Origin of the sequence: Billgrantia pellis, assembly GCF_008297955.1 — a bacterium.
In the GTDB taxonomy this organism is placed as follows: domain Bacteria; phylum Pseudomonadota; class Gammaproteobacteria; order Pseudomonadales; family Halomonadaceae; genus Halomonas; species Halomonas pellis.
In genome coordinates, this window is sequence record NZ_VTPY01000007.1 from 275,621 (window position 1) to 301,924 (window position 26,304).

The window sequence follows — 26,304 nt, forward strand, 5'->3', positions numbered from 1 at the left end:
TCGGTCGCATCCCGTTCCTGGTAATGCAAAGCGTAGGAGGTGTTCGTCATGTTCGGAGATCTCAGGCGTTTCGATACCGGGTCTCCCTGGGGTGTGGACTGGTTCCGGGAATGGCTGGACGAGATATTTCCCGAGCCCGGGGCGACCGACATCCGTGCGGTACCGCGCGGGACCTACCCGATGATCAATATCGGCCGTACCGACGACGCGGTGCGCGTTTACGTGTTCGCCGCTGGCCTTACGGCAGGCGATCTCGAACTCAGCCTTCAGGACAATGTCCTGACCGTGAGGGGGGAGCGCAATGCTGCCGCCGACGAATCGGAGGGCGACGAGCGGCGCCCCTATTTCCGCCGCGAACGTGCGAATGGCGGCTTCGCCCGCTCCATTGCCCTGCCCGAGGGGCTTGATGCCGACCGGGCCGAGGCGCGCTGGCACCATGGCGTGTTCGAGATCACGCTGCCTAAGCGCGAGGAGCTCAAACCGCGGCGTATCGAGATCCAGGCGGCATGATGGTCGAGACAGAAGGAGGTGAACGGCAATGAACGAGATCACTCGGCAAGAAGCGACCCGTCAGCCCCAGGTGCAGGGGAGCGAGGGTTCCCGCAGCGAACGCGACCGGGCGCTGCCGCCGCCGGTCGATATCTTCGAGGAGGGTAACGCCCTGCACTTGCTGGCCGATCTTCCCGGCGTCACGCCGGAGTCGCTGAGCATCGAGGTGGACAACAACATGCTAAGCCTGGAAGGCGAGATTCGTCTGGAGATGCCCGAGGGCATGACAGCCATCTATGCCGAAGTCCGGGCCCAGCGGTTTGCACGCCGCTTCACGCTCAGCCACGAGATCGATAGCGACGCCATCGAGGCGCGCATCGAGAACGGAGTGCTGCATTTGCAACTACCGAAGAAGCCATCGCACCAGCGCCGCCGTATCGAGGTCAAGGCGGCCTGAGCGACCCCCGGCGAGGGCCCTTCCCGTATGGGAAGGGCGCTTCCGTTTGCAAGCGAGGCGTACGCTCGGTACGGTTTTCACTACGCTGGGAATAGCGAATCACGACACCATGGAGAGGAAGACATGACCGACATACCCCAACTGTTGGGTGAAGAAGCCGAATACCTGCTCGACCATCGCTGCCGTGGCTTTCCCCGCGAGCAGCTCCATCTGCCAGGGCCGGATTTCGTCGACCGAGTCGTCGCCGACAGCGACCGCAGCCCGGCGGTGATGCGCAGCCTGCAGGCGCTGTTCGACCATGGCCGGCTGGCCGGTACCGGCTACCTCAGCCTGCTGCCGGTGGACCAGGGCATCGAGCACTCCGCCGGTGCCTCCTTCGCTCCCAACCCACGCTATTTCGACCCGGCCAACATCGTTGAGCTGGCCATCGAGGGCGGTTGCAACGGGGTAGCGTCCACCCTGGGTGTGCTGTCGTCGGTGGCGCGCCGCTATGCCCATCGCATTCCGATGATGCTCAAGCTCAACCACAACGAGACGTTGAGCTACCCCGCGATGTACGACCAGACCCTGTTCGCCGAGGTGGAACAGGCCCATGACATGGGCTGCGTCGCGGTGGGGGCGACCATCTACTTCGGTTCACCCGAGAGCCGTCGCCAGATCATGGAGATCAGCGAAGCCTTCGAGCGAGCCCACCAGCTGGGCATGGCCACGGTGCTGTGGGCCTACTTGCGTAATCCGGCCTTCAAGCACGAGGGCAAGGACTACCACGTGGCCGCCGATCTCACCGGCCAGGCCAACCATCTCGCCTCGACGATCAAGGCGGACATCGTCAAGCAGAAGCTGCCCGAAACCAATGGCGGCTATCAGGATATCGGCTTCGGCCACACCCACGCCAAGGTCTACAGCGAACTGACTTCCGACCATCCCATCGATCTGGCCCGTTATCAGGTGGCATGCTGCTACATGGGCCGTGCCGGGCTGATCAACTCCGGCGGCGGCGCCAAGGGCAACTCCGACATGGCCGAGGCGGTGCGCACCGCAGTGATCAACAAGCGTGCCGGCGGCATGGGCCTGATCTCGGGGCGCAAAGCGTTCCAGAAGAGCATGGGCGAGGGCGTCGAACTGCTCCAGGCCATTCAGGACGTCTATCTGGACAAGAAGGTGACGGTGGCCTGAGGAAGCGCTCAATGCCTGTGCGCGCGAATCGCCAGCAAGTAGGAAAAGGGCACGACCGCGAGGTCGTGCCCTTTCTCGTTGCACTCAGTGCTGACGGGAATCAGCCCAGCAGCTCGCCCGCCTGCTCGACCACGTTCTTGACGGTAAAGCCGAAGTACTTGAACAGCTCGCCCGCCGGGGCGGACTCGCCGTACGTGGTCATGCCGATCACGCGGCCGTCGAGGCCCACGTACTTGTACCAGTAATCGGTGTGGCCGGCCTCGATGGCGATGCGCTTGGTGACCGCTCTCGGCAGCACGCTCTCGCGGTACTCGGCATCCTGGCCGTCGAAGCGGTAGGCGGAGGGCATGGAGACCACGCGCACCGCGCGGCCCTGATTTTCCAGTTCGGCGGCGGCATCCATGGCCAGCGCCACCTCGGAGCCCGTGGCGATCAGGATCAGCTCGGGGGCCCCCTCACTGTCCTTCAGCACGTAGCCGCCACGCTGGATCTCGGCCAATTGCGACTTGGAGCGCGCCTGGTGCGGCAGGTTCTGGCGCGACAGCACCAGCGCCGTGGGGCCGGAATTGCGCTTGATCGCGGCGTCCCAGGCGGCGGCGGTTTCCACCGCGTCACAGGGGCGCCAGGTGCACAGGTTGGGCGTGGTGCGCAGGTTGGTCAGTTGCTCGATCGGCTGGTGGGTAGGGCCATCCTCGCCCAGGCCGATGGAGTCGTGGGTGAACACGTAGATGGCACGCTTGCCCATCAGTGCCGCCATGCGCACCGAATTGCGCATGTATTCCATGAAGATCAGGAAGGTGGCGCCGTAGGGGACGAAGCCGCCATGCAGCACAATGCCGTTCATGATCGCACCCATGCCGAACTCGCGCACGCCATAGTGCAGGTAGTTGCCGCCCGGGTTTTCCCGTGAGATCGGCTTGGCGCCGCTCCAGAAGGTCAGGTTGGAGGGCGCCAGGTCGGCGCTGCCGCCGAGCAGCTCCGGCAACTGCGGGCCGAGCTCGTTGAGGCACAGCAGCGATGCCTTGCGCGTGGCGAGGGTCTCGCCCTTCTGCTGCATCTTCTCGATGAAGGCCTCGCTGGTGATCTCCGCCGGCAACTTGCACTGCACGCGACGGCTGAATTCGCGGGCGAGTTCAGGATGCTCGTCGCGGTAGCGGGCGAAGCGGGCCTGCCAGTCGTCCTGGCGCGATTGGCCCTGGGCACGGGCATCCCAGGCCTGGTAGATCGGCTCGGGCACGTGGAACGGGGCGTGCGGCCAGCCGAGCTGCTGGCGTGCTGCGGCTACCTCCTCGTCGCCCAGCGGGGCGCCATGGCACTCCTCCTTGCCCTGCTTGTTGGGCGCGCCGAAGCCGATGATAGTCTTGCAGATGATCAGGCTGGGGCGATCGTCGTGACTGCGGGCCAGCTCGATGGCGGCCTTGATTTCGTCGGGATTGTGGCCATCGACATTGGGTATCACGTGCCAGCCATACGCCTCGAAGCGTTTGGCGGTGTCGTCGGTGAACCAGCCTTCGACCTCGCCGTCGATGGAGATGCCGTTGTCATCGTAGAACACCGTGAGCTTGCCCAGCCCCAGGGTGCCGGCCAGTGAACTCACCTCATGTGAGATGCCTTCCATCATGCAGCCGTCGCCGGCGAAGCAGTAGGTGTGGTGATCGACAATCTCGTGGCCGGGGCGGTTGAACTGCGCCGCCAGGGTCTTCTCGGCAATCGCCATGCCGACGGCGTTGGCCAGACCCTGGCCCAACGGACCGGTGGTGGTCTCGATGCCCGGTGCGTAGCCGAACTCTGGGTGGCCGGCGGTCTTGGAGTGCAGCTGACGGAAGTTACGCAACTGCTCGAGCTCGAGTTCGTAGCCGGTCAGATGCAGCAGGGAGTAGAGCAGCATCGAACCGTGGCCGTTGGAGAGCACGAAGCGATCACGGTCGGGCCATTTCGGGTCGTTGGGGTTGTGCTTCAGGTAGTCGTTCCACAGCACTTCGGCGATATCTGCCATGCCCATCGGGGCGCCGGGATGGCCGGACTTGGCCTTTTGTACGGCATCCATGGACAGGGCGCGAATGGCGTTGGCCAGTTCGAAACGGGATGGCATTTGGGTAAGCTCCTCGCCTGCGGCAGAATGGGGCAAGTCAACGGCGGCCTGCCGGGCCTGCCGGTAGCGTTCTGGCTGGGCGCCGCAGGGTGACGGCGCGGTAGAATTCGGCCGCCTATTGTCGCCGACTTGCCGCCGCTCATCAAATGACGGGTGCCTCCCGGGAGGCCAGCATGTAAACTCGGGCCCACCGCTGCGCGGCTGTCGGGGCCGGAGGCCAGGCGCCGCGCGGCCACGGGCCGCCAATCCGGTCTGGACGGCGCCGCTGCGCTTTGCCGATACACAGAAGGGTCGACACGCATGAGCGAATACTCCCTGTTCACCTCCGAATCCGTCTCCGAAGGGCATCCGGACAAGATCGCCGACCAGATTTCCGATGCGGTGCTGGACGCCATTATCGCCCGTGACAAGCACGCCCGGGTGGCCTGCGAGACGCTGGTCAAGACCGGCGTGGCCATCGTTGCCGGCGAAATCACCACCTCCGCCTGGGTCGATCTGGAAGAGCTGGTGCGCCAGGTGATCATCGACATCGGCTACACCTCCTCGGAGGTGGGGTTCGACGGCGAGACCTGCGGCGTGCTCAACCTGATCGGCAAGCAGAGCGTGGACATCGCCCAGGGCGTCGACCGCAGCAAGCCGGAGGACCAGGGAGCGGGCGATCAGGGCTTGATGTTCGGCTACGCTACCAACGAGACGGAATCGTTCATGCCGGCGCCGATCCATTACGCCCATCGCCTGGTGGAGCGTCAGGCCGAGCTGCGCAAGCACGGCCTGCTGCCGTGGCTGCGCCCGGATGCCAAGAGCCAGATCACCTTCCGCTATGACGAGTCGGGCATGCCCTGCGGCGTCGAGGCGGTGGTGTTGTCGACCCAGCATGCCCCCGAGATCGACCAGGATGAGCTGCGGCGCATGGTCAAGCGCGAGATCATCGAGGAAGTGATCCCCGCCGAGTGGCTCACCGAGCAGACCAAGTTCCACATCAACCCCACCGGCAAGTTCGTTATCGGGGGGCCGGTGGGCGACTGCGGCCTGACCGGGCGCAAGATCATCGTCGATACCTATGGCGGCATGGCGCGTCACGGCGGCGGCGCCTTTTCCGGCAAGGACCCTTCCAAGGTCGACCGCAGCGCAGCCTATGCCGGGCGCTACGTGGCCAAGAACGTCGTTGCCGCAGGACTCGCCGACAAGTGCGAGATCCAGGTGTCGTATGCCATCGGCGTGGCCGAGCCGACCTCGGTGTCGATCAACACCTTCGGCACCGGCAAGGTGGACGAGGCGTGCATCATCGAGCTGGTGCGCGAGCACTTCGACCTGCGTCCCTTCGCCATCACCCGCATGCTCGACCTGCTGCATCCGATGTACCAGCTCACCGCGGCCTATGGCCACTTCGGTCGAGAGCCCTTCGAGGCCAGCTACAACTGGAAGGATACCAAGGGCCAGGAGCATACCGAGACCTTCACCGCCTTCCCCTGGGAACGCACCGATCGCGCCGCGGCCCTGCGTCAGGCCGCCGGGCTGTAGCGTCCCTTTATAAGACAAGGCTTACATGAATTGACGGGCCCCGCCGACAGTGTCGCACGGGGCTCGTTGCTATGGTGGGAGCCTTTCCTATCGGGGAGGCTCACATGGTTCAGCGTCTCGTCGCCACTCTGCTCTGTCTGATCGGCTGGCTGGTGCCCCTGGCGTCATTTTCGGCCGAACCTTGTCCGGCGCCGCCCGCACCCGAGGCGGTGGCGTCTTTGGTGGATCGTCTCGTCGAGTGGGATGACGCCTACTATCGGCGCGGTGAGTCTGCCGTCAGCGACGACGTCTACGATCAAGCCAGAGCGCGGCTCGAGACCTGGCGGCGCTGCCATCCCGAGCGGGTGCCCGAGGCGCCGGTAGCGGGGCATCCGCGTGGCGACGTCGCCCATCCCGTGTTCCAGACAGGGCTTGAGAAGCTGCCCGACGCGCCGGCGGTGGGGCGCTGGCTGTCTCGCCGCGACGATGTCTGGATTCAGCCCAAGGTCGATGGCGTCGCGGTGACCCTGGTCTATGCGCAGGGTGAGCTCGAACGCGCCATTAGCCGCGGCGATGGCGTGACGGGACAAGAGTGGACCGAGCGGGTGCGTCGTCTGCCGATGGTGCCGTCTCGCCTGCCCGAGGCGCAGGACGCCGTATTGCAGGGAGAGCTCTACCTGCGTCGGGAAGCGCATGTGCAGGCGGAAGCGGGAGATGCCGGGGCCCGAGCCCGGGTGATCGGTCTGATGGCCCGCGATGCCCTGACCGATACCGAGGCTGCCGAGGTAGGACTGTTCGTCTGGGAGTGGCCGGACGGCCCCGCCGCGATGACGGCGCGGCTAGAGGGCTTGGCGTCGCTGGGCTTCGACACGGTCGCCTTTACCCATCCCGTGGACGATATGGCGGGCGTGGAACAATGGCGCAACGCCTGGTTTCGGCGCCCGCTGCCCTTTGCTACCGACGGCGTAGTGCTGCGTCAAGCCTCGCGTCCGTCCGGCGACAGATGGAAGGCCGAGCCGCCGGCCTGGGCGGTGGCCTGGAAGCATCCCCCCCGGGAGGGACTGGCCGAAGTGCGTGGCGTCGAGTTCCGAATCGGCCGCACCGGGCGCATCACGCCGCTGCTCCACCTCCATCCGGTGGCGCTGGAGGGGCGCACGGTCCGTCGGGTCAGCGCCGGCTCTCTGGCCCGGTGGCGGGAGCTGGATATCCGCCCCGGCGACCAGGTCGTGATCGCCCTGGCGGGGGCGACCATTCCACGACTGGAAAAAGTGGCCTGGCGCACCCCCGAGCGAGCAATAGTAGCGGTGCCCGATGCCGAGGCCTACCACGCCTTGAGCTGTCTGCGGGCCACACGGGGCTGCGAGGAGCAGTTTCTGGAGCGTCTGGCGTGGCTGTCGGGCTCCGAGGCCCTCGATCTGTCCGGGGTGGGGCCGGGCACCTGGCGAGCACTGGTCGAGGCCGGCCTGGTGGTGACGTTGCTCGACTGGCTGACGCTGGATGAAGACATGCTGCGGCGTGCCCATGGAATCGGTAGCGTTCGCGCCCGGGCCCTGGTCGCGACCTTCGATGCCGCGCGGGCGGCACCCTTTTCTCGCTGGCTACAAGCGCTGGGAGCCCCGCCGGGAATCGAGGCCGCCTTGCCGGCGGATTGGGCGACATTGAGCGAATACGAGCGCCGCGATTGGGCGTCATTGGACAACATGGGCACCGGCCGTGCCGGGGCACTGGCCGAATTCTTCGCGCACCCGGAGGTTCGGCGCCTGGCCTCGCGGCTGGCGGCTCACGGAGTGACGGGCTTCGGCGGTTGATTGTCGCCCTCCATGATCCCAGCCTATAGTGAGGGTCACCGTTTTCCGCTCGAGAGAGGTGACGCATGAATCAGCCCGCCGTTTCCGCCCCGACTGCCCAGGACTTCAAGGTCGCCGATATGTCGCTGGCCGACTGGGGGCGCCGCGAGATCCGCATCGCCGAAACCGAAATGCCGGCGCTGATGAAGATCCGCGCCAAGTACCGCGACGAGCAGCCGCTGGCGGGCGCGCGCATCGCCGGTTGCATTCACATGACCATCCAGACGGCGGTGCTGATCGAGACCCTGGTCGATCTGGGGGCCTCGGTGCGCTGGTCCTCCTGCAATATCTTCTCCACCCAGGACCATGCCGCCGCCGCCATCGCCGCCGCCGGCATCCCGGTCTTCGCCTGGAAGGGCGAGACCGAGGAGGAGTTCTGGTGGTGTATCGAGCAGACCGTGGAAGGGCCCGACGGCTGGTCGCCCAACATGGTGCTCGACGACGGCGGCGACCTTACCGCACTGCTGCACGACAAGCGCCCGGAGCTGCTCGACGCCATCCACGGCATCTCCGAGGAGACCACCACCGGCGTGCATCGCCTGCAGGAGATGTTGCGCGACAGGACCCTGCGGGTGCCGGCGATCAACGTCAACGATGCCGTGACCAAATCGAAGAACGACAACAAGTACGGCTGTCGCCATTCGCTCAACGACGCCATCAAGCGCGGGCTCGACCACCTGCTGGCGGGCAAGCAGGCGCTGGTGATGGGCTACGGCGACGTGGGCAAGGGGTCGGCGGCGTCTCTGCGCCAGGAGGGCATGATCGTCAAGGTCGCCGAGATCGACCCGATTTGCGCCATGCAGGCGTGCATGGATGGCTACGAAGTCGTGTCGCCCTATATCGATGGTCTCAACCGCGGCCAGGAGAGCGTCGATCGTGCGCTGCTCGCCCGCATCGACCTGGTGGTGACCTGTACCGGCAACATCGAGGCCTGCGACGCCGCCATGCTCGAGGCGCTCAAGCCTGGTGCCGTGGTGTGCAATATCGGCCACTTCGACAACGAGATCGACACTGCCTACATGCGCCGCCACTGGCACTGGGAGGAGATCAAGCCGCAGGTGCACAAGATCTACCGCGACAGTACACCGGGCCACTACGACCCCTCCAGCAGCGACTATCTGCTGCTGCTCTCCGAAGGCCGTCTGGTCAACCTGGGTAACGCCACTGGCCATCCCTCGCGCGTCATGGACGGTTCCTTCGCCAACCAGGTGCTGGCGCAAATCCATCTCTATCAGCAACGCTTTGCCGACCTGCCGCCAGCGGATAAGCAGGGCGGCTTGGCAGTCACGGTGCTGCCGCGTCACCTCGATGAGGAGGTGGCCCGCTACATGGTCGAAGGCTTCGGTGGAGTGCTCACGCGCATGACCGAGGCTCAGGCGGAGTATACCGGGGTGCCGGTCGAGGGGCCGTACAAGCCGGATGCCTACCGCTATTGAGGGAACGGTGGAGGTGCGAAGCGTCGCCTGCAGGTGACGCTTCGCGGGGTGTCCAATGTGTCGTTATGTAGGACCGCTTGTTGGACTCATGGGGCTTGGCTAACTTTTTTCCAAGGTTCTGAACCTTGCCGCGCCTGGCGATGGTTCCGAGCCGTGGTCCAGGCAACCCCCTAGGAGAATTCAAGATGGATTTTGGCCACTACAAGTCATGTATCGAAGCCTGCCATGTATGCGCGGCCTACTGTGATCGTTGCGCCACCTCTTGCCTGCGGGAGGACGATGTCAAGAAAATGGCGGAATGCATCCGCCTGGACATGCAGTGTGCGCAAATCTGCCGGCTGGCGGCGTCCTTCATGGCACAAGACAGCGAATACGCCAACCAGCTTTGTCGCCTGTGCGCCGACATTTGCAAGGCATGTGGCGACGAATGCGCCAAGCATGAGGCCGAGCATTGCCAGCAGTGCGCCGAGGCATGCCATCGCTGTGCCGAAGCGTGCATCGCCATGGCATCGCACTAAGCCCTGTCGCCCGTCAACCTTCGACGAAAGCGAGAAAGCGCCCGGCCAGCAGTGCCGCCGGCCAGAGCAGCAGCGACAGCATGCCGGCCAGGCGCAAGCGACGGGGCGTGGCGCTAGCCAGCCCCGCTCTCAGATTGAGCAGCAGCGCGTTGGCGACGGCCAGCGCAATCAGCGTCAGCTTGATCCGGAAAAGGGCCATGCCCGCGTAGCCGCCGGGATCCGCAAGGAACAGCAGGCTTCCTGTGCCCATGGCCAGCAGCAAACCGGTGATGGCGACCGGCTGCAGCAACCGGCCCACGGCTCCTAGCGATACCTGCCGCCGCCAGCCCAACAAGCGTAGGTCGAGCGTCACGATGGCGCCGATCAGCAGGGCGATGCCGAGCACATGCAGGGCGTTGACCGCTGCGTAAACCCAGCGCGACAGGCGTATCCACTCGGCCAGAGCGGTCTCGCCGAGCCAGGCCAGCAAAATATTCACGACGCTCGGTCAGATCCTCCCGGGGTAGAGCACGTAGTGCTCGCCGTCGATCCAGAGCTGCTCGGCTTTCAGCAGCCGCTCGCCCGAATGCTCGCCGGAGACGCGCAGTTCCACCCCTTCGGCCAGGTCGCTCTCTTCCAGGCCGGCGCGCTCGTTGCGCCAAGGCTGGCCGACCTCGACCGTCCACGATTCGCCGTTGACTTCCAGCGTGAGTTCGCCGTGGGGATTGCCGAGGCGCACGGCAGTGATCGTGCCTTCGATCTCGATGGTCTCTCCGCCGACCCAGCCATGGTGGGCCTGGGCGGGAGCTAGGAAAAGCAGTATGACAATGGCCAACAGCCACTTTGCTTGGTGGCGCATGATCGGCTCCTTCTGATGCGATCTACTTTCAGGCTAGCTCCGCCGACATGAGCTGCAAGGGAGATCGTCCCGGTCCGAGTCGCGGCTGCCGGGTCTTGCCTACAACCCAGTGAGTCGCATCAACCCTTGCAGGTAGAAGGGAATCAGCAGCGGGGCAGCCAGTGTCGTGACCAGTACCGCCAGGGCGCCTTTCTCCGGCTTGATGCCCAGTTCCATGGCCACTACCACGACATTGGCCGCCATGGGCACCACGCCCAGTAATAGCAGCGCCAGGCCCAGCTCGGCGGGAAGCGACAGCATGCTTTGCAAGAGCCATACGGCGGCGAGCGCCAGCAGGGGCCATAGGCCATAGCGTACCGCCACACAGCCGAGGATGAAGCGCAGGTCGACCTCGCGGATCGTGACCCGACCCAGGGTCATGCCGATGATCATCATGCCGAGCAGGGTATAGGTCGCGGGAAAGACCGCTAGGCTATCCATGAGCGCGTCCGGCGGATCGATACCGAGGCCGCTGACCGCCAGGGCGGCGATGAAGGCGTAGATCAGGGGCAGGCGGGCGATCTTGGCCAGGCTCTCGCGCACGGAAAATTGCCCGCGGGCGCTGAGGTAGAAGCCGACCGTGAATTCGTAGAGGGTGATGCCCAGCAAGCAGAAGAGATAAAGGGCCACCTCTTCCGGGGGCAACAGGATCATGGCGATGGGCAGCCCGAAATACCCGGTATTGCCGGTGCCGGAGGAGAACGCCAAGAGGGCGCTTTCCTGAGGCGCGAAGAAGCGCCGGGCTATGGGGTTGACGGTAATGGCGATCAGGCTGGCCAGGCCAAATAGCGCCGCGGTGAACAGAAGGAACTGGGGCGTGGGGCCACCCAGCACCAGGCCGCGGAAGAAGGTCATGGGAGCGATCAGATAAATCAACAGGGTAGCGATGGGGCGCGGGTCGATGGCCAGTCGTCGGGTCGCGATCCAGCCCAACCCGACGAAGGCCAGCAATGTCCAGAGCGGGCCCATGAGGGCGCTTGGGTCGATCATCGTCTCCTGCCATCCTTTTGCCGAAAGACGATATAATGCCTGGCGCCCGCCCGTGTGTCAGCGAGGCGGAAACGTCCACCTCGGTGGCCTGCTCTCCCTCCGTTCCCTCCGTTCAGCCGTTGCGTCGGTTTGACTTGGCCTGCTCGGCCTTGTCTTCGATATTCTCCTTGTGGGCCGACTTGTCGCGCGTTACTTGGGCGCCCGAGACGGGCGTGACGTCCCGCCGCGTGTCGATGCCGGGTTTCTTGGCATTGTGCTTTTGATCGTCGACATTGGCGTCGGGGCGATAGACGTCATCCTGAGCGGGTCCGCCGCGTCCTCCCTTGTGTCCAGCGCCTTCGTCGGGAATGTCACGATCGGTCAACTGGCGCGCCTTCTTTCGCAGCGTCTCGCGCTCCTCTTCGGGTATATCGGTACTCTGACGGTTCGACGGGTCGTGGCGTGATTTTTCCATGTGACGCTCCTTCCTCATGTGGCCTAGTTGCCCTTGCCTTCGTTACCCAAGGTGAAGGAGGGAGGATCGCTTGCCGGAAAGGTTTCCGCGTTGGCCTCGTCCAGGTCACGCTCTTCCTGCTGAGCTTCGGCCTCGGCGGTGGAAATCTCGGTATACCCTGGTTCCAGCGTCCAGCGCTGATCGCGATAAGCCATCATCTGCTTGGGCACCCAGAAGCGGCTACCCGTCTCGGTAATGATGCCAATCTTCTCGGCATTGCTGGTGTCGGCCACTTTGCCGACCTGGTCGCCTGCGTCATCGAACACAGGCGTGCCGGTGAGAATGTCCTGTGTCATGGTGCCCTCCTCGTTCACTCGGTTAATTGCCAGGTCGATCCCTGTCCAGGCCAGTGACGCCATAGTGACGCCATGGAGTTCTTTCAAGGTCGTCAGCCCTTGGCCGGTGGTCAAATTGGCAGGATGAATTTTTGTAACCCGATTTTGCTTTTTTGCATCCGTGGCATCCCTTGCGGCGTGGCGGTCCTTTAGCCGATCAGGTTATAAGAATCGTTTTCTCTATGACCGAAACTCATGCAGGGCGGCGAAACTTTCATTGGTCAGAGAGCGACCCGAACGGCAGAATGCAGGCAACGCCATGAAGCACGCCATGAGCCGGGGCGCTGTGTTCGCCTTCCGGTCGGAAATGAGAGAGGTCGGCATGAGTACGTCACATCCGCTGGGTATCAGTTTCGAGTTTTTCCCACCCAACACCGACGTGGGACGCGAGAAGCTGATCGGCGTGCGTGATGCGCTGGCCGCGCGTGCGCCGCGCTTCTTTTCGGTGACCTACGGTGCCGGCGGCTCGACCCAAGGGCGGACGCTGAGCACGGTCTGCCAGGTACGCGAAGCGGGTATTACCACGGCGCCGCATCTCTCCTGCATCGGCAGCGAGAAGGCGCAGCTGCGCGATCTGCTCGTGCAGTACCAAGAAGAGGGCATCGACAGCCTCGTCGCCCTGCGTGGCGATCTCCCATCGGGCATGGGAGGCATCGGCGAGCTGCGTTATGCCAACGAGCTGGTCGAGTTCATCCGCACCGAGACCGGCGATCACTTCGAGATCGCCGTGGCCGCCTATCCCGAATCCCATCCCCAGGCACCGAGCTTCGAACGCGACCTGGAGAATTTTGCGCGCAAGGTGAAAGCCGGCGCCAATCTCGCCATCACGCAGTATTTTTTCTCCGCCGACGCCTATTTCCACTTCGTCGACCGGGCGCGTGCCCTTGGCGTCGAGGCACCCATCGTGCCCGGCATCATGCCGATCACGAACTACACCAAGCTGGCGAGATTCTCCGACGCCTGCGGGGCGGAGATTCCCCGCTGGATCCGCAAGCAGCTCGAGGCCTACGGCGATGACAGCGAGGCAATCGCCGGCTTCGGTGCGGAGGTGGTATCGCGCCTGTGCCAGCGGCTGCTCGAGGGCGGCGCCCCCGGTTTGCATTTCTATACCCTCAATCAGGCCGATCCGTGCCTGCGGATTCTCGACAACCTGAGCAGTCCTCTGGCAGCACGCTGAATCTGGGTCTAGCCTGTTCCTGCATGTCCACGGATTCAGGAACAGGAGGACGCTAGATGCGCCATGCCAATTTTGCTGGGGCCGCCGTTGCCTCTCTATTGCTCGCCGGTCTTGGCCAGGCTCAGGCCCAGGAGAGCCAGGAAGTCGAGATGCACTGGGTCAAGACCGATGGTGTCGAGGCGTCCATCGGGACCATCAGTCTCGAGGATACCGACCACGGCCTGCTGCTCACGCCCGACCTGAGCGAGCTGCCTCCCGGCGTCTACGGTTTTCACGTACACGAGAACGCCAGCTGCGAGCCGGGCGAGAACGACTCGGGCGAAATGCAGGCCGCCGGGGAGGCGGGCGGCCATTACGATCCCGAGGATGCCGGTAGCCACGAGGGTCCCTATGGCGAGGGCCATCTGGGGGACTTGCCGGTGCTGATCGTCAACGAGAATGGCGAAGCGACCCTGCCGGTGCTGGCCCCGAGACTCAGCGTCGAGGACCTCACGGACCGCAGCCTGATGATCCACGAAGGGGGCGACAACTATTCGGATGAGCCCGAGCCGCTGGGCGGTGGCGGTAGCCGCATGGCCTGCGGTGTGATCGGATCCTGAGCCGACGCGTTACGAGTGCGCCCATGACGAGAAGGCCCCGCCATTTGGCGGGGCCCTTTACTTGGTGCAATGACATTCGGGTTGGCGTCAGCTCGAAGTGACGGGTTTGGCGCCACCTCCATGGCTGCTACGCTGGAGCAGGAAAAGTGCCGCGCCGATAGCCAGGCCAACGATATCCGTGTAGATACCGCCATAGATCAGGAACAGGGCGCCCACGAGCATCACCAGGCGCATCCAGGCTTTCACCGGGCCGAAGAACCAGGCTTGGACGGTCGCGGAGAGCAGCACGATGCCCAGCGTCGCGGTGACGCCGACGCGCAGGATCTGCATCCAGGAGCCTTCCATCAGCATGGCCGGGCTGTAGAAGAACATGAACGGTACGATGAAGGCAGCGAGGCCGATCTTGAACGACGCCACGGAAGTGGACATGGCGTTGTCACCGGAGATACCCGCCGCCGCGTACGACGCCAGCGCCACCGGCGGTGTGATCGCCGAGACCACGGCAAAGTAGAACACGAAGAAATGCGCTACCAGCGGCTGAATGCCGATGTTGATCAGGCCGGGTGCCACCACCGAGGCGGCCACGGCATAGGCTGCCGTGGTGGGCATGCCCATTCCCAGTAGAATACTGATGCACATGGCGAAGAACAGGGCGAGCAACTGGCTGACGCCGGCCAGGCCAAGCAGCAGCGAGGAGAAACGCGCGCCGACGCCGGTCAGCGAGATCACGCCGACGATAAGGCCGGCACAGGCACATACGGCGATGATCTGGATCGACATGGTGCCGGCCAGTTGCAGGGCTCTCAGAATGGCGCCAGGCCCCATTTTGTTCGGCGAGATCCAACTCACCACGGCGGCCGAGGCGGTCGCCAGGGTGCCGGCGCGGATCACCGAGTAACCCATGAACAAGGCGGCGATCAGGATAATGATCGGGGCGAATAGATAAATCTGCTTGACCAGTCGACGGAACTGGGGGATCTCGTCCTTGCGCATGCCGCGCATGCCCTTGCGGGCCGCTTCGAAGTCCACCATGAAGTAGATCGAAGCGAAGTAGAGGACTGCCGGGATCAGTGCCGCCACGGCGATCTCGGTATACGGGATGCCGGTAATCTCGGCCATGATGAAAGCCCCGGCACCCATGATCGGGGGCATGATCTGTCCGCCTGTCGACGCGGCGGCCTCAATGGCGCCCGCGCTACGCCCGGGGTAGCCGACTTTCTTCATCAGGGGAATGGTCAGCGAACCGGTCGAGACCACGTTGCCGGCGCTGGTGCCGTTGATCATGCCCATCAGGCCGGAAGCGAAGATCGCCACCTTGGCGGGGCCGCCTCGGGCGCGCCCGGCAGCGGCGAAGGCGAAGTTGACGAAGTAATCGCCGACCTTCGACGCCTGAAGGAAGGCCGCGAAGATAATGAACAGGATGATGTAGGTCGAGGAGACCGCAGTGGTCGGGCCGAGAATGCCGGTGTCGGTATAGACCTGGCTGAAAAAGCGGTTCATCGACAGACCCGGATAGCCGAGAAAGCCCGGCAGATAGGGACCGGCGAAGACGTAAAGCAGGAAAATGGCCGAAATGATGACCAGAGCCAGCCCGGCAACGCGGCGTGTCAGCTCGAGAATCAGCAGGGAACCGGCGATGGCCGCCCAGGTGATGCCGACAGGGGCGAAGGCGGTCCCGGTGGAGGCGCGCAGCGGCGTATTGAACATCACCAGCAGGTAGCCGGCGCTGGCCACGGCGCAGACCATCAGCACCAGGTCGGCGGGCGAGAGTTTTTCCCGCGCCTGGCGATAGCTCCAGGCGAGCAGGATGCCGCCGGCAGTAGCGGCCAGCAGCGGATAGCCAAAGTGCCAGGTTTCGACCTGCGGATCGATGCGCATGGCGCCGCCGCTGATCGTCTGGTTCATCAGAAAAACCTGAACCAGGGCGTAGGCAGCGGGAATCAGCAGCGCGTAGCTTGCCCAGGCCAGCCAAGCGGGCGAACGGTCGGTGCCTTCCTCATTGGCGAAGCGACTCCCGGCATAGAGGGCGTAGCCGAGCACGAGCGCACCCGCGATATGCACGATACGAAACGACCAGGTCTCCATCGGATAGACGTTTAGCGAGAACAGATGGAAACCGGAATAGAGGATGGCCAGGGCGGCGACCGCCAGCCAGTGCCAGCCGACATAGAGCCTACGGTTGGATTCGACGATATCTTCGTCGACCCCTTCGGCGATGGAGTCGGGGGTCTTGACGACCGCCTCCTCGGATGCCCCGGGTCGGGGATCGGAAGTGTTGCTCATGGGGAAGTCACCCTCGGGTGTAATGTACTGCAGCTATAACATGACATGCCCCGCACCGGGTGGTGCGGGGCATTGGCCGAGCGACGGTGCTTACTTCTTCAGCGATTCGTCGATCTCGTAACCATTTTCTTCGTACCAGCGCACGGCACCCGGGTGGAACGGCAGCACCTTGTTGTGCTTCAGGTTCTCGGGAATGCTGTGCTCGGCGCTGCGATGCACGTTGCGCATCTTGTCGTTGTTCTCCATGGTCACCTTGGTGACTTCGTAGACGAAGTCCTCCGGCAGATCACAGCCGGCGATGGCAAAGTTCCACATGGAGACGGCACGCGCATCCTCCTCGAGTGTCTCGTAGGTGCTGGCAGGGATCGAGAATTCGGAAACGGGGAAGGCCTCCAGTATCTGCGCCTGCTCCTCTTCGGTGAACTCGATGATGTTCACGTCGGTCTGTACTTCAAGTTGGCTGACCGCCGGAATCGGGATGCCGGCCGCGAAGGCGATGACGTCCAGCAGGCCATCCTGCAGCTGACCGCCCAGGTCGCCCCAGCCACCGTTACGGCGTTCGAAGTTGACTCCCAGCTCCTCCAGCATGGCGGGGAAGTAGGTGTCCGACGTGGAGGCGGCCGGACCGAAGCCGATGCGGGCGCCGTCGGGAATGTCGGAAATCGACTCGATGCCGCTGCTTGCCAGGGCGGTAATGGAGAACGGTGTCTCGTACATCGGGAAGAGCGCACAGACGTTGTCCATCGGCACGCCCGGGGCCAGCGGACTTTCACCCTTCACTGCGTCCGCGGCCGGCCCCATGGTGGTCAGGCCGAAGGCCACGTCGCCGCCATGCACCAGGGCCAGGTTCTGGGTCGGGCCGCCGGTGACCTCGCCGCCGCCGGAAATGTCGAGTTCGTCGGCGATCAGGTTGGCCCAGCCGGAACCATAGACGAAGTAAGTGCCGCCCTGGCTGGCAGTGCCCACGGTGAAATTGCTCGGCCAATCGGAGCGATCCTGAGCCGAGGCCGAGGCCGCGGCGAGCACAAGGGCGCTGGCCAGCGTTCCAGTGAACACTTTGGGTGTGAGGTTGCGCATGGCTATCTCCGTTACAGTTATGGTTATGCATCAGCGGCCTCTCGGCACGCTGTCAGTCATTATGGTGCAGAACGTGTTCTGACGCGCCCGGGCGCCGGAACCGCGTAAGCAAGAGGGATAAGCAGGCGTTGTGCCATGCGTGAGTTTACCTAAAAACAACAATACGTTGCCGATCTTTATTTCGACTAAAGTCGAATTCGACTGAGTGGAGAAGGGCTGGAGTCCCACACATGCGCAGCTACGCGCTGTGCGGAAATCCGCATACTGTGCGGCCGAAGAGGAACAAGGATGAGGTGGGCTCCGTCAGAAGGGAACATACGACTGGCCCGGTGTCGGCAGATCGAGAGGGGGGCGATGGCGCCTTGCCTGGTCTGGGCAGGCGCCAAGGTTAGTGGATTTCGACGTGCTCGCCGGTAACGAGCCGGTAGGGCGTATTCGCTGCGTCAGCGCTTTCCGGGATCAAGAATTTTCACGGTCTGAAGGGTGTCGCGCCGCTGCTCCTCGCGCTCGCGGTTAACGCGCGTTTCGAGCTCGGTCACCGCTTCGTCCACGATGGGGGCCTGCTCGAAGAAATCGCACGCCACGCAATCGCGGTAACGTACGCCGTTCTGCTCCCACGCGCGGATGCGATCCATGGCGGCACAGCGGGGGCAGATGGCGCCAGCGATGAAACGTTTCTTAACGGACATGAGTACTCCGTATGTCGGCCACCGGGCGCCGGTGGCGAGTCAATGCGCTTACGATACCGCGCCCGGGTACCGCTGTCAGGCGGCGTGGATGCCGCTATGACGCAGCAGTGGTTCGACGCTGGGCTCGCGTCCGCGGAAGGCGCGGAAGAGTTCGGCGGCATCGCGTGCGCCACCCTGCTCGAGAATCTCGCTGCGGAAGCGCCGCCCCGTATCGGGATCGAAAATGCCGGCCTCCTCGAAGGCGCTCCAGGCGTCGGCGGAGAGCACCTCGGCCCACTTGTAGCTGTAATAGCCTGCGGCATAGCCGCCGGCGAAGATATGGCTGAAGCCGTTCTGGAAGCGGTTGAAGGTGGCTCTCGGCACCACCGAGACGGCATTGCGTACCTCGTCGAGAAGTGCCTGGACATTTTCCGCTGAGGGGGCGGCGAGCTCATGGTGCAGGCGCAGATCGAACAGCGAGAACTCCAGTTGACGCACCAGGCCCATGGCGGACTGAAAATTCTTCGCGGCTTGCAAGCGCTCGAGCAGTTCGGTGGGAAGCGGTGCGCCGTTTTCCACGTGGCCGGCGATCAGGTCGAGCCCCTCGCGCTCCCAGCAGTAGTTTTCCATGAACTGGCTGGGCAGTTCGACCGCATCCCAGGCCACGCCATTGATGCCGGAGACGTCGGCGACGGTTTGCCGGGTCAGCATGTGGTGAAGGCCGTGGCCAAATTCATGGAACAGGGTAGTGACCTCGTCATGGGTCAACAGCGCCGGCTTGTCGCCCACCGGACGGGTGAAATTGCAGGTCAGGTAGGCCACCGGCAGCTGCAGCGCGCCGTCTTCGTGCCGACGACGTACGCGGCACTCGTCCATCCAGGCGCCGCCGCGCTTTCCTTCGCGGGCATAGAGGTCCAGGTAGAAGCCGGCGATGGCCTCGCCGTTCTCGAGAATACGGAAGTAGCGAACCTCGGAGTGATAGCGGGGCGCGTCGGTATCTTCTTCGAAGGTGACACCATAGAGCCGCTCGACCACCTGGAACAGACCGTCGACCACGCGCGGCGCGGGGAAGTAGGGACGCAACTGCTCCTGCGAGATGGCATGGCGCGCCTCGCGCAGCTTCTCGCTGGCGTAGCCGATATCCCACGGCGCCAGCTCGGAAAGGCCCAGCGTATCGCGCGCATAGGCCTCGAGTTCGGCGAACTCCTCGTGTGCTTGCGGCACGGCGCGGCGCGCCAGGTCTTCCAGAAAATCGAGCACCTGCTGCGGCGACTCGGCCATCTTGGTGGAAAGCGAATACTCGGCGTAGCTGCCGAAGCCCAGCAGCTCGGCCAGTTCGCGACGCAGACGCAGTGTCTCTTCGATGATCGGCGCGTTGTCGTACTCGCCGGCATGCGGGCCCTGGTCGGAGGCGCGCGTGACGAAGGCGGTGTACACCTCGCGGCGCAGGTCGCGATCGTCAGCGAAGGTCAGCACCGGATAGAAGCTGGGAAAATCTAGGGTAATGCGATAGCCCTGAACGCCCTTGGCCTCAGCGTTGGCCGCCAGGGTCGCCAGGGCGCTATCCGGTAACCCGGCCAGTCGGGAAGTATCATCGATCTCCTTGTGCCATGCCTGAGTGGCATCGAGCAGCTGGTTGGAGAACGTGTTGGCCAGTTCGGAGAGGTGCGCCCGGATTTCTCCGTAGCGCCGCTTCTTGTCGGTCGGCAGGTCGACGCCGGCCAGGCGGAAGTCACGCAGGGTATTGTCGATGCTGCGTCGTTGAGCTTCGTCCAGTCCGGCCCAGGCGGGACCTTCCTTCAACGCTTGCCAGGCGTGGAACAGGCTCTCGTGCTGGCCGAGCCAGGTGCTGTAGTCGGAAAGTTTGGCCAGGCACGCCTGGTAGGCTTCGCGCAAGGCAGGCGAATTCATCGTGCCGTTGAGATGCGAAACCGGTGACCAGGCCCGCGACAGCCGGTCATTGAGCGCCTCCAGTGGAGCGGCCAGGCTGTCCCAGGTCGGTGTCTCCCGCTGCGCGCGCTCGACCAGCGTCTCGATGGCGGCGCGGTTGTCGGCCAGAAGCTTCTCTATCGCTGGCACCACGTGCTCCGGCTTGATGTCGTCGAAGGGTGGCAGGTCGTGGGGTTCGAGCAGCGGGTTGTGGGACATGCGCACCTCGGTAGCGGTCGTCGGGAGAATCGGTAGCGATTAGATGCGGCCGGAAGCCCCGGGTTTCAATCCCCGCCGAGGATTGGTGGCGGCGGGCCGGCCTGATAGGCTTGCGCCTCCATGAAAGTCGAGGTGATGGCATGAACGCAACCCTGGAGCGCTGGAGTACCCGGCGAGCCTTCATTCTGGCGGTGACCGGTGCGGCCGTTGGGCTGGGCAATATCTGGCGCTTCCCTTACATCACCGGGGAGAACGGCGGCGCCGCCTTTTTAGTGCTGTACGTGGCTTTCGTCCTGCTGCTGGGGCTGCCGATCATGATGGCCGAGATCCTCATCGGGCGCGCCGGGCGGCGCTCGCCCGTGGAGTCGCTGGGCCACCTGGCCGCACTGGCTGGTGCCAGCCGTCACTGGCGCTTCTTGGGGCTGTTTGGCGCCTTTACCGTTTTTTGTATCCTTTCTTTCTATTCGGTGGTCTCGGGCTGGTCGATCGAATTTTTCGTTACCGCCATCAATGGCGGTTTCGTGGGACGCGACCCTGCCGAGATCGGTGCCGGCTTCGAGGCGTTCCTGGCCGATCCGTGGCGCATGGTCTTCAACCATACGCTGTTCCTGTTCATGACCATGACCGTGGTGGCCGCTGGCGTCGCCAAGGGGCTCGAGCGGCTCAATAATTTACTGATGCCGCTGCTCTATCTGCTGTTGATGCTGCTGGCGGGCTATGCCGCCACCACCGATGGCTTTGGCACGGCGTTGGCCTGGCTGTTCCGCCCCGACCTGGCGGCGATCACCCCGATGGTGGTAATGCATGCGATGGGGCATGCCTTCTTCACGCTGGCGGTGGGGGCTTGCGCACTGATGGCCTACGGCGCCTACATGCCGGAACGCCAGAGCCTGCCGCACGCCGCCGGCGCGGTAGCGCTGCTTGACGTGGGGGTGGCGCTGTTGGCCGGCATCGCTATTTTTTCCGTGGTGTTCTCGCAGGGCATGGATCCTGGCGAAGGGCCCGGTCTGATGTTCGTTACCTTGCCGATCGCCTTCGCCGAGTTGCCTTGGGGGGCGCTGTGGCTGAGTACCTTCTTTTTACTGCTGTTGTTAGCCACTTGGACCTCGTCGATCAACCTGGCCGAGCCGATGGTCGCCACGCTGCAGGGACGCGGCCTCGGGCGCGGTCGTTCCGCGACCCTCGTCGGTGTCCTGGTGTGGTTGATGGGGCTGCTGTCGGCGCTCTCGTTTTCTACCCTCTCTGGGTGGCGGCCGCTGTTCGGCATGAATGCCTTTGATCTGGTGACGACCATTCCCACCGAGATATTCCTGCCGGTCGGGGGGTTGCTCATCGCCGTCTTTTCCGCCTGGGTGATGCCGCGACACGAGGCGCAGGCGGCCCTGGGCGTTGGCGAATCGGGCTTTTTCCTATGGCGGACGGTGGTACGCTGGGTCTCGATTCCGCTGGCGGCTCTGGTGCTGGCCGCCGGGTTGCTGTGACGCTATGAGACGCTGGCACGCCGCCGGCCCAGGAGACTGACATGAGCGCAAACGATCCTATTCGTCCGTGGCAGGGGAAACGGCCGATGCTGGGGGAGCGGGTCTATGTGGATCCGTCCAGCATGGTGCTGGGCGACGTGGTGCTGGGTGACGATTGTTCGGTATGGCCCATGGCGGTGATCCGCGGCGACATGCACCGTATCCGCATCGGCGCCCGTACCAGCGTGCAGGATGGCAGCGTGCTGCATATCACCCACGCCAGCGAGTTCAATCCCGGGGGGTTCCCGTTGACCATCGGCGACGACGTAACCATCGGTCACAAGGCGATCCTTCACGGCTGCACGTTGAGAGACCGCATCCTGGTGGGCATGGGCGCCATCGTCATGGATGGCGCCGTGGTCGAGGACGAAGTGATCATCGCTGCCGGCGCCGTGGTGACGCCGGGGAAGCGTCTAGAGAGGGGATTCGTCTATGCCGGCAATCCGGCCAGGGCGCTGCGCCCGCTCAAGCAGAGTGAGCGGGAATTCTTCCCATATACGGCAGGAAACTACGTCAAGCTCAAAGACGAATACCTGGCCGCCCAGAGCTGAGCTGGGACGCGTTACCGACGATTGACCAAGTCATTGCCGGCGTGAAGGACAAGTCATTGTTTTTTCATGAGCGGGCAAGTCATAATCTGGTAATTTATCCAGTGGGAGGCTTGCCTCGGCATGGCCGATTTTCGCACCCATCTCGGCGTGGCCGCCGCCGGTGGCGCCGTGCTGGCGCACGGCGGCTGGCAGGCGGGACTATGGGGGCCATGGCAGGGAGCGGTGATGCTGGGATTGGTCACCTTCGGCGGCATCCTGCCCGACATCGATGCGGACAGCTCCAAGGCGATCCGGCTGATCTTCAATCTGTTGGCGATCCCTGCCGTGGTGGCCGGTGCGCTGCTGCTGCAGGCCTGGATGCCCCTCGGGCCGCTACTGCTGGTGTGCGGTGGCATCTATCTGATCGTGCGTTATCTGGCCGGGGGGGTGTTCAGTCGCTTTACCGTGCATCGAGGCCTCTGGCATTCGCTACTGGCAGCCGCCCTGTGCGGCCTGATGACCACCGCGTTGAGTCAACGCTTTTTCGCGCCGGGGGCTTGGCTGGCCTGGGCGCACGGCGTGTCGCTGGCTGTCGGCTTCGTCATACACTTGCTGCTCGACGAAGCGTACAGCGTCGACCTGACCGGGGCGCGCATCAAGCGCTCCTTCGGTACCGCGATCAAGCCCTTCGATCTCAAGGCGCCGGGGAATTCATTGGCCATGCTGATGACGGCGTTGGCGCTGCTGCCCTGGTTGCCGCCATGGGCGCCATTAATGGGGCTGCTGGCTCAGGGCGCGACCTTGTGGCGATAGTCCTCGGCCTTCAGGCCGTACTTGCGCAGCTTGTCGTAGAGCGTCTTGCGCGGCAGACCGAGGTGCTCGCACACCTCGGTGATGCGACCGCGATGGCTGGCCAACGATTGGCTGATCAGGCTCTTCTCGAACAGCTCGACCTGCTGTGGCAGCGCCAGTTCGGCACTGCCCGGCTCGGTACCCTCGAGCAGGATGTCGAGACGGTAATCGAAGGCCGAGCCCAGCAGGACGTAGCGCTCGGCCAGGTTGCGCAGTTCACGCACGTTGCCAGGCCAATCATGGGCCATCAGCGTGGAGATATCGCAGGTGTCCAGCGGTGGCGCCTCCAGCCCGCTGCGGTTGGCGGCGACCACGGCGAAGTGCTGGAACAGCAGTGGGATATCCTCGCGTCGTTCGCGCAGCGGTGGAATCGGCAGGGTCACCACGTTGAGTCGGTAGTAGAGATCCTCGCGGAATTCACCGGCCTCGGCGGCCAGCTTGAGATCGACCTTGGTAGCGGCGATCACGCGTATGTCCAGGGGCACGGCCTCATTGGCCCCCAGCCGCTCGATGCAGCGCTCCTGCAGCACCCTCAGCAGCTTGACCTGCAACGCCAGTGGCATCGATTCGATCTCGTCGAGGAATACGCTGCCGCCATTGGCGTACTCGAACTTGCCGATGCGCCGCTCCACCGCACCGGTAAAGGCGCCCTTCTCATGGCCGAACAGCTCCGACTCGATGATGCTCTCGGGCACGGCTCCGCAATTGATCGCGACGAAGGGATGCCCGCCACGGGGGCTGCGCTCATGGATGGCACGAGCGACCAGATCCTTGCCGGTACCGGTCTCGCCGAACAACAGCACGTCGGTTTCGACCTGGGCAATGCGCTGCACCATGGAAGCGAGTCGCTGGGTGGACGGGGTGCGCCCCACCAGACGCGGCCCGGGGGCGGCCTGTTGCGCTTCCAGTTCGGCCTTGAGACGCCGGTTCTCCAGGCTCAGACGGCGCTTGTCGACCCCGCGCCGAACCATCTCGACCAGGCGCTCGCCGGCGAACGGCTTCTCCAGGAAATCCCAGGCACCCTCGCGCATGGCCTCCACGGCAGTGGAAATATCGCCGTGGCCGGTAATCAGGATCACCGGCAGGTCGGGGTCGCGCAGGCGCACTTCGCGCAGTAGCGTCATGCCGTCCATGCCCGGCATGCGGATGTCGCAGACGATCACCCCGGCAAAGTCGGGAGTGAGAGTCTTCAGCGCGCTTTCCGCGCTGGCATGGGGTTCCGGCTGATAGCCGGCCAACTCCAGGGTTTGCCCGGCGGTGATGCGCAGGTGGGGCTCGTCGTCGATGATGAGTACCGGAGTGGCCGCCGGGTCATGCATGGGAACGCTGCTCCTCGGTTGGCGACAGGCGGTGGCTGTCGGGGCCTTCGTCACGCGGCAGGGTAATGGTAAAGCGGGCCCCGGCGCCAGGCGGGTTGGTAGCCTCGATGCGTCCGCCGAGATCGGTGATGATGCGTGACGAGATCGACAGGCCCAGCCCTAGACCGCTGCCGGGCGACTTGGTGGTGAAGAAAGGTTCGAAGATACGCGACAGGTATGGCTCCGGTATGCCGGGGCCGGTGTCGGTCACGCTGATGCACACTTGGTGCTCTTCTCTCTCGATGCCGAGAATCAATGTCGGCTCAGGGCTATCGGCCATCGCCTGCAGGGCATTGCCGATCAAGTTGACCAGTACCTGCTCGAGGCGTACCAGGTCGGCGTGCACCCAGACCTGCTCTTCACCCCAGCGGCGCTTCACCTGGACGTGACTGCTGCGCAGGCGTGCCTGGTAGAGGCGCAATGCATAATCGAAGCAGGCCTGGACCGAAACCGCGGTCAGCGAGCTATCGCTCTTGCGCGAGAATTGGCGCAACTGGGCGCTGATCTCCGCCATGCGTTCGGTCAGTTCCACCACCTGGACCAGATTCGCATCGACGGCTTCCAGCCGCTGACGCTCGAGAAAGGTGCGGGCGTTCTCGGCGTAGGCGCGTATCGCCGCCAGCGGCTGGTTGAGCTCATGGTTGATGCCGGCGGCCAGTTGGCCGAGCACGGCGAGCTTGGCGGCCTGTACCAGCTCATCCTGGGTCAGGCGCAGGTTCTCCTCGGCCCGACGACGCTCCTCGATCTCGTCGGAAAGCAGACGGTTGGTCTCGAGCAGGTCGCGGGTGCGGTGCGCGACATTGCGCTCCAGCTCGTCACGCGCCCGGGCCAGGGTCTGGCGCTCGCGTTCGGCGAACAGCTCGCGTTCGCGGCGCAGGCGCATTCGCTGCCAGCCGATGCCGCCCGCCAGCGTGACCACGCCATACAGGCCGCCGGCGAGCAAGGCGGTGAACCACTGTGCGCTGTAGACCGAGTCCAGCGGCTTGAGGATGTGCATGTCCCAGCCGAACGTTTCCATATGGCGTGCCAGGCCGAGATAGCGGCTTCCGTCCAGCGCCCCTTGAGTGAATCGCACCAGCCGGCTGCCGTCGTCACGTTGTGCGAAAACGTCGATACCGGCAGGGGAGAGCGGTTCGTCGGCATAGCGACGGGTCGCCAGCAACGCCTGTCGCTCTTCTTCGGAGAGCGGATGCAGGGCGGCCATGCGCAGCGCGGGGTAGCTGGCCATGAAGATGATGTCATCCTCGTCGGTCACCAGCAGCTCCGCGTCCTGCTCGGCCCAGCTCTCTTCGATCGCATCGAGCAGTACCTTGATCACCATCACGCCGCTGGGACGAGCGTCGGGGGCGGTATCGTCGAGCCACACCGGGGCCGAGAAGTAGTAGCCGCGCTCCAGCGACATGACCCCCAGGCCATAGAAGCGGCCGCGCTTGCCCTCGATGGCATCCTGGTAATAGCTGCGAAAGGCGTAGTTCTGACCGATGAAGGTGTCGGGCCGATGCCAATTGCTGGCCGCTACGGTATCCGCGTTCGCGTTCAGCAGGTAGACGTCGGAAACATCGGCGGTGGCGCGGAACTGGTCGAGCAGCAGGTTGAGCGGCATCGGGTCCTGTTGCCCCTGATTGAGCAGGAAACGCCGCACCATTTCACGCGAGGCAAGCAGTTGGGGCAGGTAGTCGTGACGCGTCAAGTGCCCCTCGAGGCCGGCAGCGGAGAGGCGCAGTTCGTTTTCGGCCTCGCGCACGAGGGCCTGTAGTGCCTGCTCGCGCGCCACTTGGGCCGCTTGCCACATGACGATCACCAGTCCTACCGGCAACAGCAGCAGGAGCAGTCGGCGAAGCCGAGCCGAAATGCGAGGCGGGCGATGCGGAGCCTTCACGCG

The 26,304-nt window shown here is 64.4% G+C and carries 24 protein-coding genes; 12 read left to right on the top strand and 12 right to left on the bottom strand.

All coding sequences use genetic code 11. From position 1 onward, the window contains the following. Window positions 1–48: 48 nt before the first annotated feature. The 3 genes from F0A17_RS18520 (at window position 49) to F0A17_RS18530 (ending at window position 2,122) form a co-directional block, all read left to right on the top strand. Window positions 49–510 (top strand): Hsp20/alpha crystallin family protein, encoded by a 462-nt coding sequence (locus F0A17_RS18520; protein ID WP_149329835.1) that lies wholly within the window; start codon window positions 49–51, stop codon window positions 508–510. Between the two features lie 28 nt (window positions 511–538). Next, window positions 539–946 carry an Hsp20/alpha crystallin family protein gene (locus F0A17_RS18525; RefSeq protein WP_149329836.1) on the top strand — a complete coding sequence of 136 codons (408 nt, stop codon included), beginning with the start codon at window positions 539–541 and terminating at the stop codon, window positions 944–946. A 123-nt stretch (window positions 947–1,069) separates the two neighbouring features. Then, window positions 1,070–2,122, top strand: a complete 1,053-nt coding sequence (locus F0A17_RS18530) for a class I fructose-bisphosphate aldolase (RefSeq protein WP_149329837.1) — start codon at window positions 1,070–1,072, stop codon at window positions 2,120–2,122. Between the two features lie 100 nt (window positions 2,123–2,222). On the opposite strand, the gene tkt is transcribed toward F0A17_RS18530, so the two are convergent. Continuing rightward, window positions 2,223–4,214, bottom strand: a complete 1,992-nt coding sequence (gene tkt / locus F0A17_RS18535) for a transketolase (protein ID WP_149329838.1) — start codon at window positions 4,212–4,214, stop codon at window positions 2,223–2,225. Between the two features lie 300 nt (window positions 4,215–4,514). Between tkt and metK the strand changes: the two genes are divergently transcribed. The 4 genes from metK (at window position 4,515) to F0A17_RS18555 (ending at window position 9,515) form a co-directional block, all read left to right on the top strand. Beyond that, entirely contained in the window at window positions 4,515–5,735 is a 1,221-nt protein-coding gene (gene metK / locus F0A17_RS18540; protein ID WP_149329839.1) for a methionine adenosyltransferase, read from the top strand. A 104-nt stretch (window positions 5,736–5,839) separates the two neighbouring features. Continuing rightward, window positions 5,840–7,522: an NAD-dependent DNA ligase LigB gene (ligB, locus tag F0A17_RS18545; protein WP_149329840.1), complete on the top strand. Its 1,683-nt coding sequence runs from the start codon at window positions 5,840–5,842 to the stop codon at window positions 7,520–7,522. A gap of 65 nt (window positions 7,523–7,587) precedes the next feature. Further along, entirely contained in the window at window positions 7,588–8,997 is a 1,410-nt protein-coding gene (gene ahcY, locus F0A17_RS18550; RefSeq protein ID WP_149329841.1) for an adenosylhomocysteinase, read from the top strand. Between the two features lie 185 nt (window positions 8,998–9,182). Further along, window positions 9,183–9,515, top strand: a complete 333-nt coding sequence (locus F0A17_RS18555; RefSeq protein WP_149329842.1) for a four-helix bundle copper-binding protein — start codon at window positions 9,183–9,185, stop codon at window positions 9,513–9,515. Between the two features lie 13 nt (window positions 9,516–9,528). Here the strand turns inward: F0A17_RS18555 and F0A17_RS18560 are convergent, their stop codons facing one another. The 5 genes from F0A17_RS18560 to F0A17_RS18580 all read right to left on the bottom strand — a co-directional run bounded on the left by F0A17_RS18560 (window position 9,529) and on the right by F0A17_RS18580 (window position 12,171). Beyond that, window positions 9,529–9,993 (bottom strand): hypothetical protein, encoded by a 465-nt coding sequence (locus F0A17_RS18560; RefSeq protein ID WP_149329843.1) that lies wholly within the window; start codon window positions 9,991–9,993, stop codon window positions 9,529–9,531. Window positions 9,994–10,002: 9 nt separating this feature from the next. After that, window positions 10,003–10,353, bottom strand: a complete 351-nt coding sequence (locus F0A17_RS18565; protein WP_149329844.1) for a DUF6152 family protein — start codon at window positions 10,351–10,353, stop codon at window positions 10,003–10,005. A 99-nt stretch (window positions 10,354–10,452) separates the two neighbouring features. After that, window positions 10,453–11,382, bottom strand: coding sequence for an AEC family transporter (locus tag F0A17_RS18570; RefSeq protein ID WP_149329845.1), 930 nt, complete (start codon window positions 11,380–11,382; stop codon window positions 10,453–10,455). A 112-nt stretch (window positions 11,383–11,494) separates the two neighbouring features. After that, window positions 11,495–11,836, bottom strand: coding sequence for a hypothetical protein (locus F0A17_RS18575; protein WP_149329846.1), 342 nt, complete (start codon window positions 11,834–11,836; stop codon window positions 11,495–11,497). 23 nt (window positions 11,837–11,859) lie between these two features. Next, window positions 11,860–12,171: a hypothetical protein gene (locus tag F0A17_RS18580; protein WP_149329847.1), complete on the bottom strand. Its 312-nt coding sequence runs from the start codon at window positions 12,169–12,171 to the stop codon at window positions 11,860–11,862. A gap of 361 nt (window positions 12,172–12,532) precedes the next feature. Between F0A17_RS18580 and metF the strand changes: the two genes are divergently transcribed. After that, complete coding sequence (gene metF / locus F0A17_RS18585) at window positions 12,533–13,387, top strand: methylenetetrahydrofolate reductase [NAD(P)H] (protein ID WP_149329848.1); 855 nt, start codon at window positions 12,533–12,535, stop codon at window positions 13,385–13,387. Window positions 13,388–13,443: 56 nt separating this feature from the next. Then, the gene (sodC, locus tag F0A17_RS18590) at window positions 13,444–13,986 is read left to right on the top strand and encodes a superoxide dismutase family protein (RefSeq protein WP_149329849.1); all 543 of its coding nucleotides are present in this window, start codon (window positions 13,444–13,446) and stop codon (window positions 13,984–13,986) included. 87 nt (window positions 13,987–14,073) lie between these two features. Here the strand turns inward: sodC and F0A17_RS18595 are convergent, their stop codons facing one another. The 4 genes from F0A17_RS18595 to prlC form a co-directional block, all read right to left on the bottom strand. Continuing rightward, window positions 14,074–16,269: a TRAP transporter permease gene (locus F0A17_RS18595; RefSeq protein ID WP_149329850.1), complete on the bottom strand. Its 2,196-nt coding sequence runs from the start codon at window positions 16,267–16,269 to the stop codon at window positions 14,074–14,076. 90 nt (window positions 16,270–16,359) lie between these two features. Continuing rightward, window positions 16,360–17,346: a TAXI family TRAP transporter solute-binding subunit gene (locus tag F0A17_RS18600; RefSeq protein WP_149329851.1), complete on the bottom strand. Its 987-nt coding sequence runs from the start codon at window positions 17,344–17,346 to the stop codon at window positions 16,360–16,362. 443 nt (window positions 17,347–17,789) lie between these two features. Further along, window positions 17,790–18,035: a YheV family putative zinc ribbon protein gene (locus F0A17_RS18605; protein ID WP_149329852.1), complete on the bottom strand. Its 246-nt coding sequence runs from the start codon at window positions 18,033–18,035 to the stop codon at window positions 17,790–17,792. Window positions 18,036–18,110: 75 nt separating this feature from the next. Then, on the bottom strand, window positions 18,111–20,162 hold the full coding sequence (prlC, locus tag F0A17_RS18610) for an oligopeptidase A (RefSeq protein WP_149329853.1): 2,052 nt from the start codon (window positions 20,160–20,162) through the stop codon (window positions 18,111–18,113). Between the two features lie 140 nt (window positions 20,163–20,302). Here prlC and F0A17_RS18615 point away from each other — a divergent pair, with 140 nt between their 5' ends. The 3 genes from F0A17_RS18615 (at window position 20,303) to F0A17_RS18625 (ending at window position 23,025) form a co-directional block, all read left to right on the top strand. Then, window positions 20,303–21,643 (top strand): sodium-dependent transporter, encoded by a 1,341-nt coding sequence (locus F0A17_RS18615; protein WP_149329854.1) that lies wholly within the window; start codon window positions 20,303–20,305, stop codon window positions 21,641–21,643. Window positions 21,644–21,684: 41 nt separating this feature from the next. Then, window positions 21,685–22,233, top strand: coding sequence for a gamma carbonic anhydrase family protein (locus F0A17_RS18620; protein WP_149329855.1), 549 nt, complete (start codon window positions 21,685–21,687; stop codon window positions 22,231–22,233). Between the two features lie 120 nt (window positions 22,234–22,353). Continuing rightward, complete coding sequence (locus F0A17_RS18625) at window positions 22,354–23,025, top strand: metal-dependent hydrolase (RefSeq protein ID WP_149329856.1); 672 nt, start codon at window positions 22,354–22,356, stop codon at window positions 23,023–23,025. Here F0A17_RS18625 and F0A17_RS18630 read toward each other — a convergent pair. Both F0A17_RS18630 and F0A17_RS18635 read right to left on the bottom strand, forming a co-directional pair. After that, window positions 23,001–24,383 carry a sigma-54-dependent transcriptional regulator gene (locus F0A17_RS18630; RefSeq protein ID WP_149329857.1) on the bottom strand — a complete coding sequence of 461 codons (1,383 nt, stop codon included), beginning with the start codon at window positions 24,381–24,383 and terminating at the stop codon, window positions 23,001–23,003. The genes F0A17_RS18625 and F0A17_RS18630 overlap by 25 nt on opposite strands. Further along, complete coding sequence (locus F0A17_RS18635) at window positions 24,376–26,301, bottom strand: sensor histidine kinase (RefSeq protein ID WP_187774742.1); 1,926 nt, start codon at window positions 26,299–26,301, stop codon at window positions 24,376–24,378. Before F0A17_RS18635 ends, F0A17_RS18630 begins: the two co-directional genes overlap by 8 nt. Window positions 26,302–26,304 lie beyond the last annotated feature (3 nt).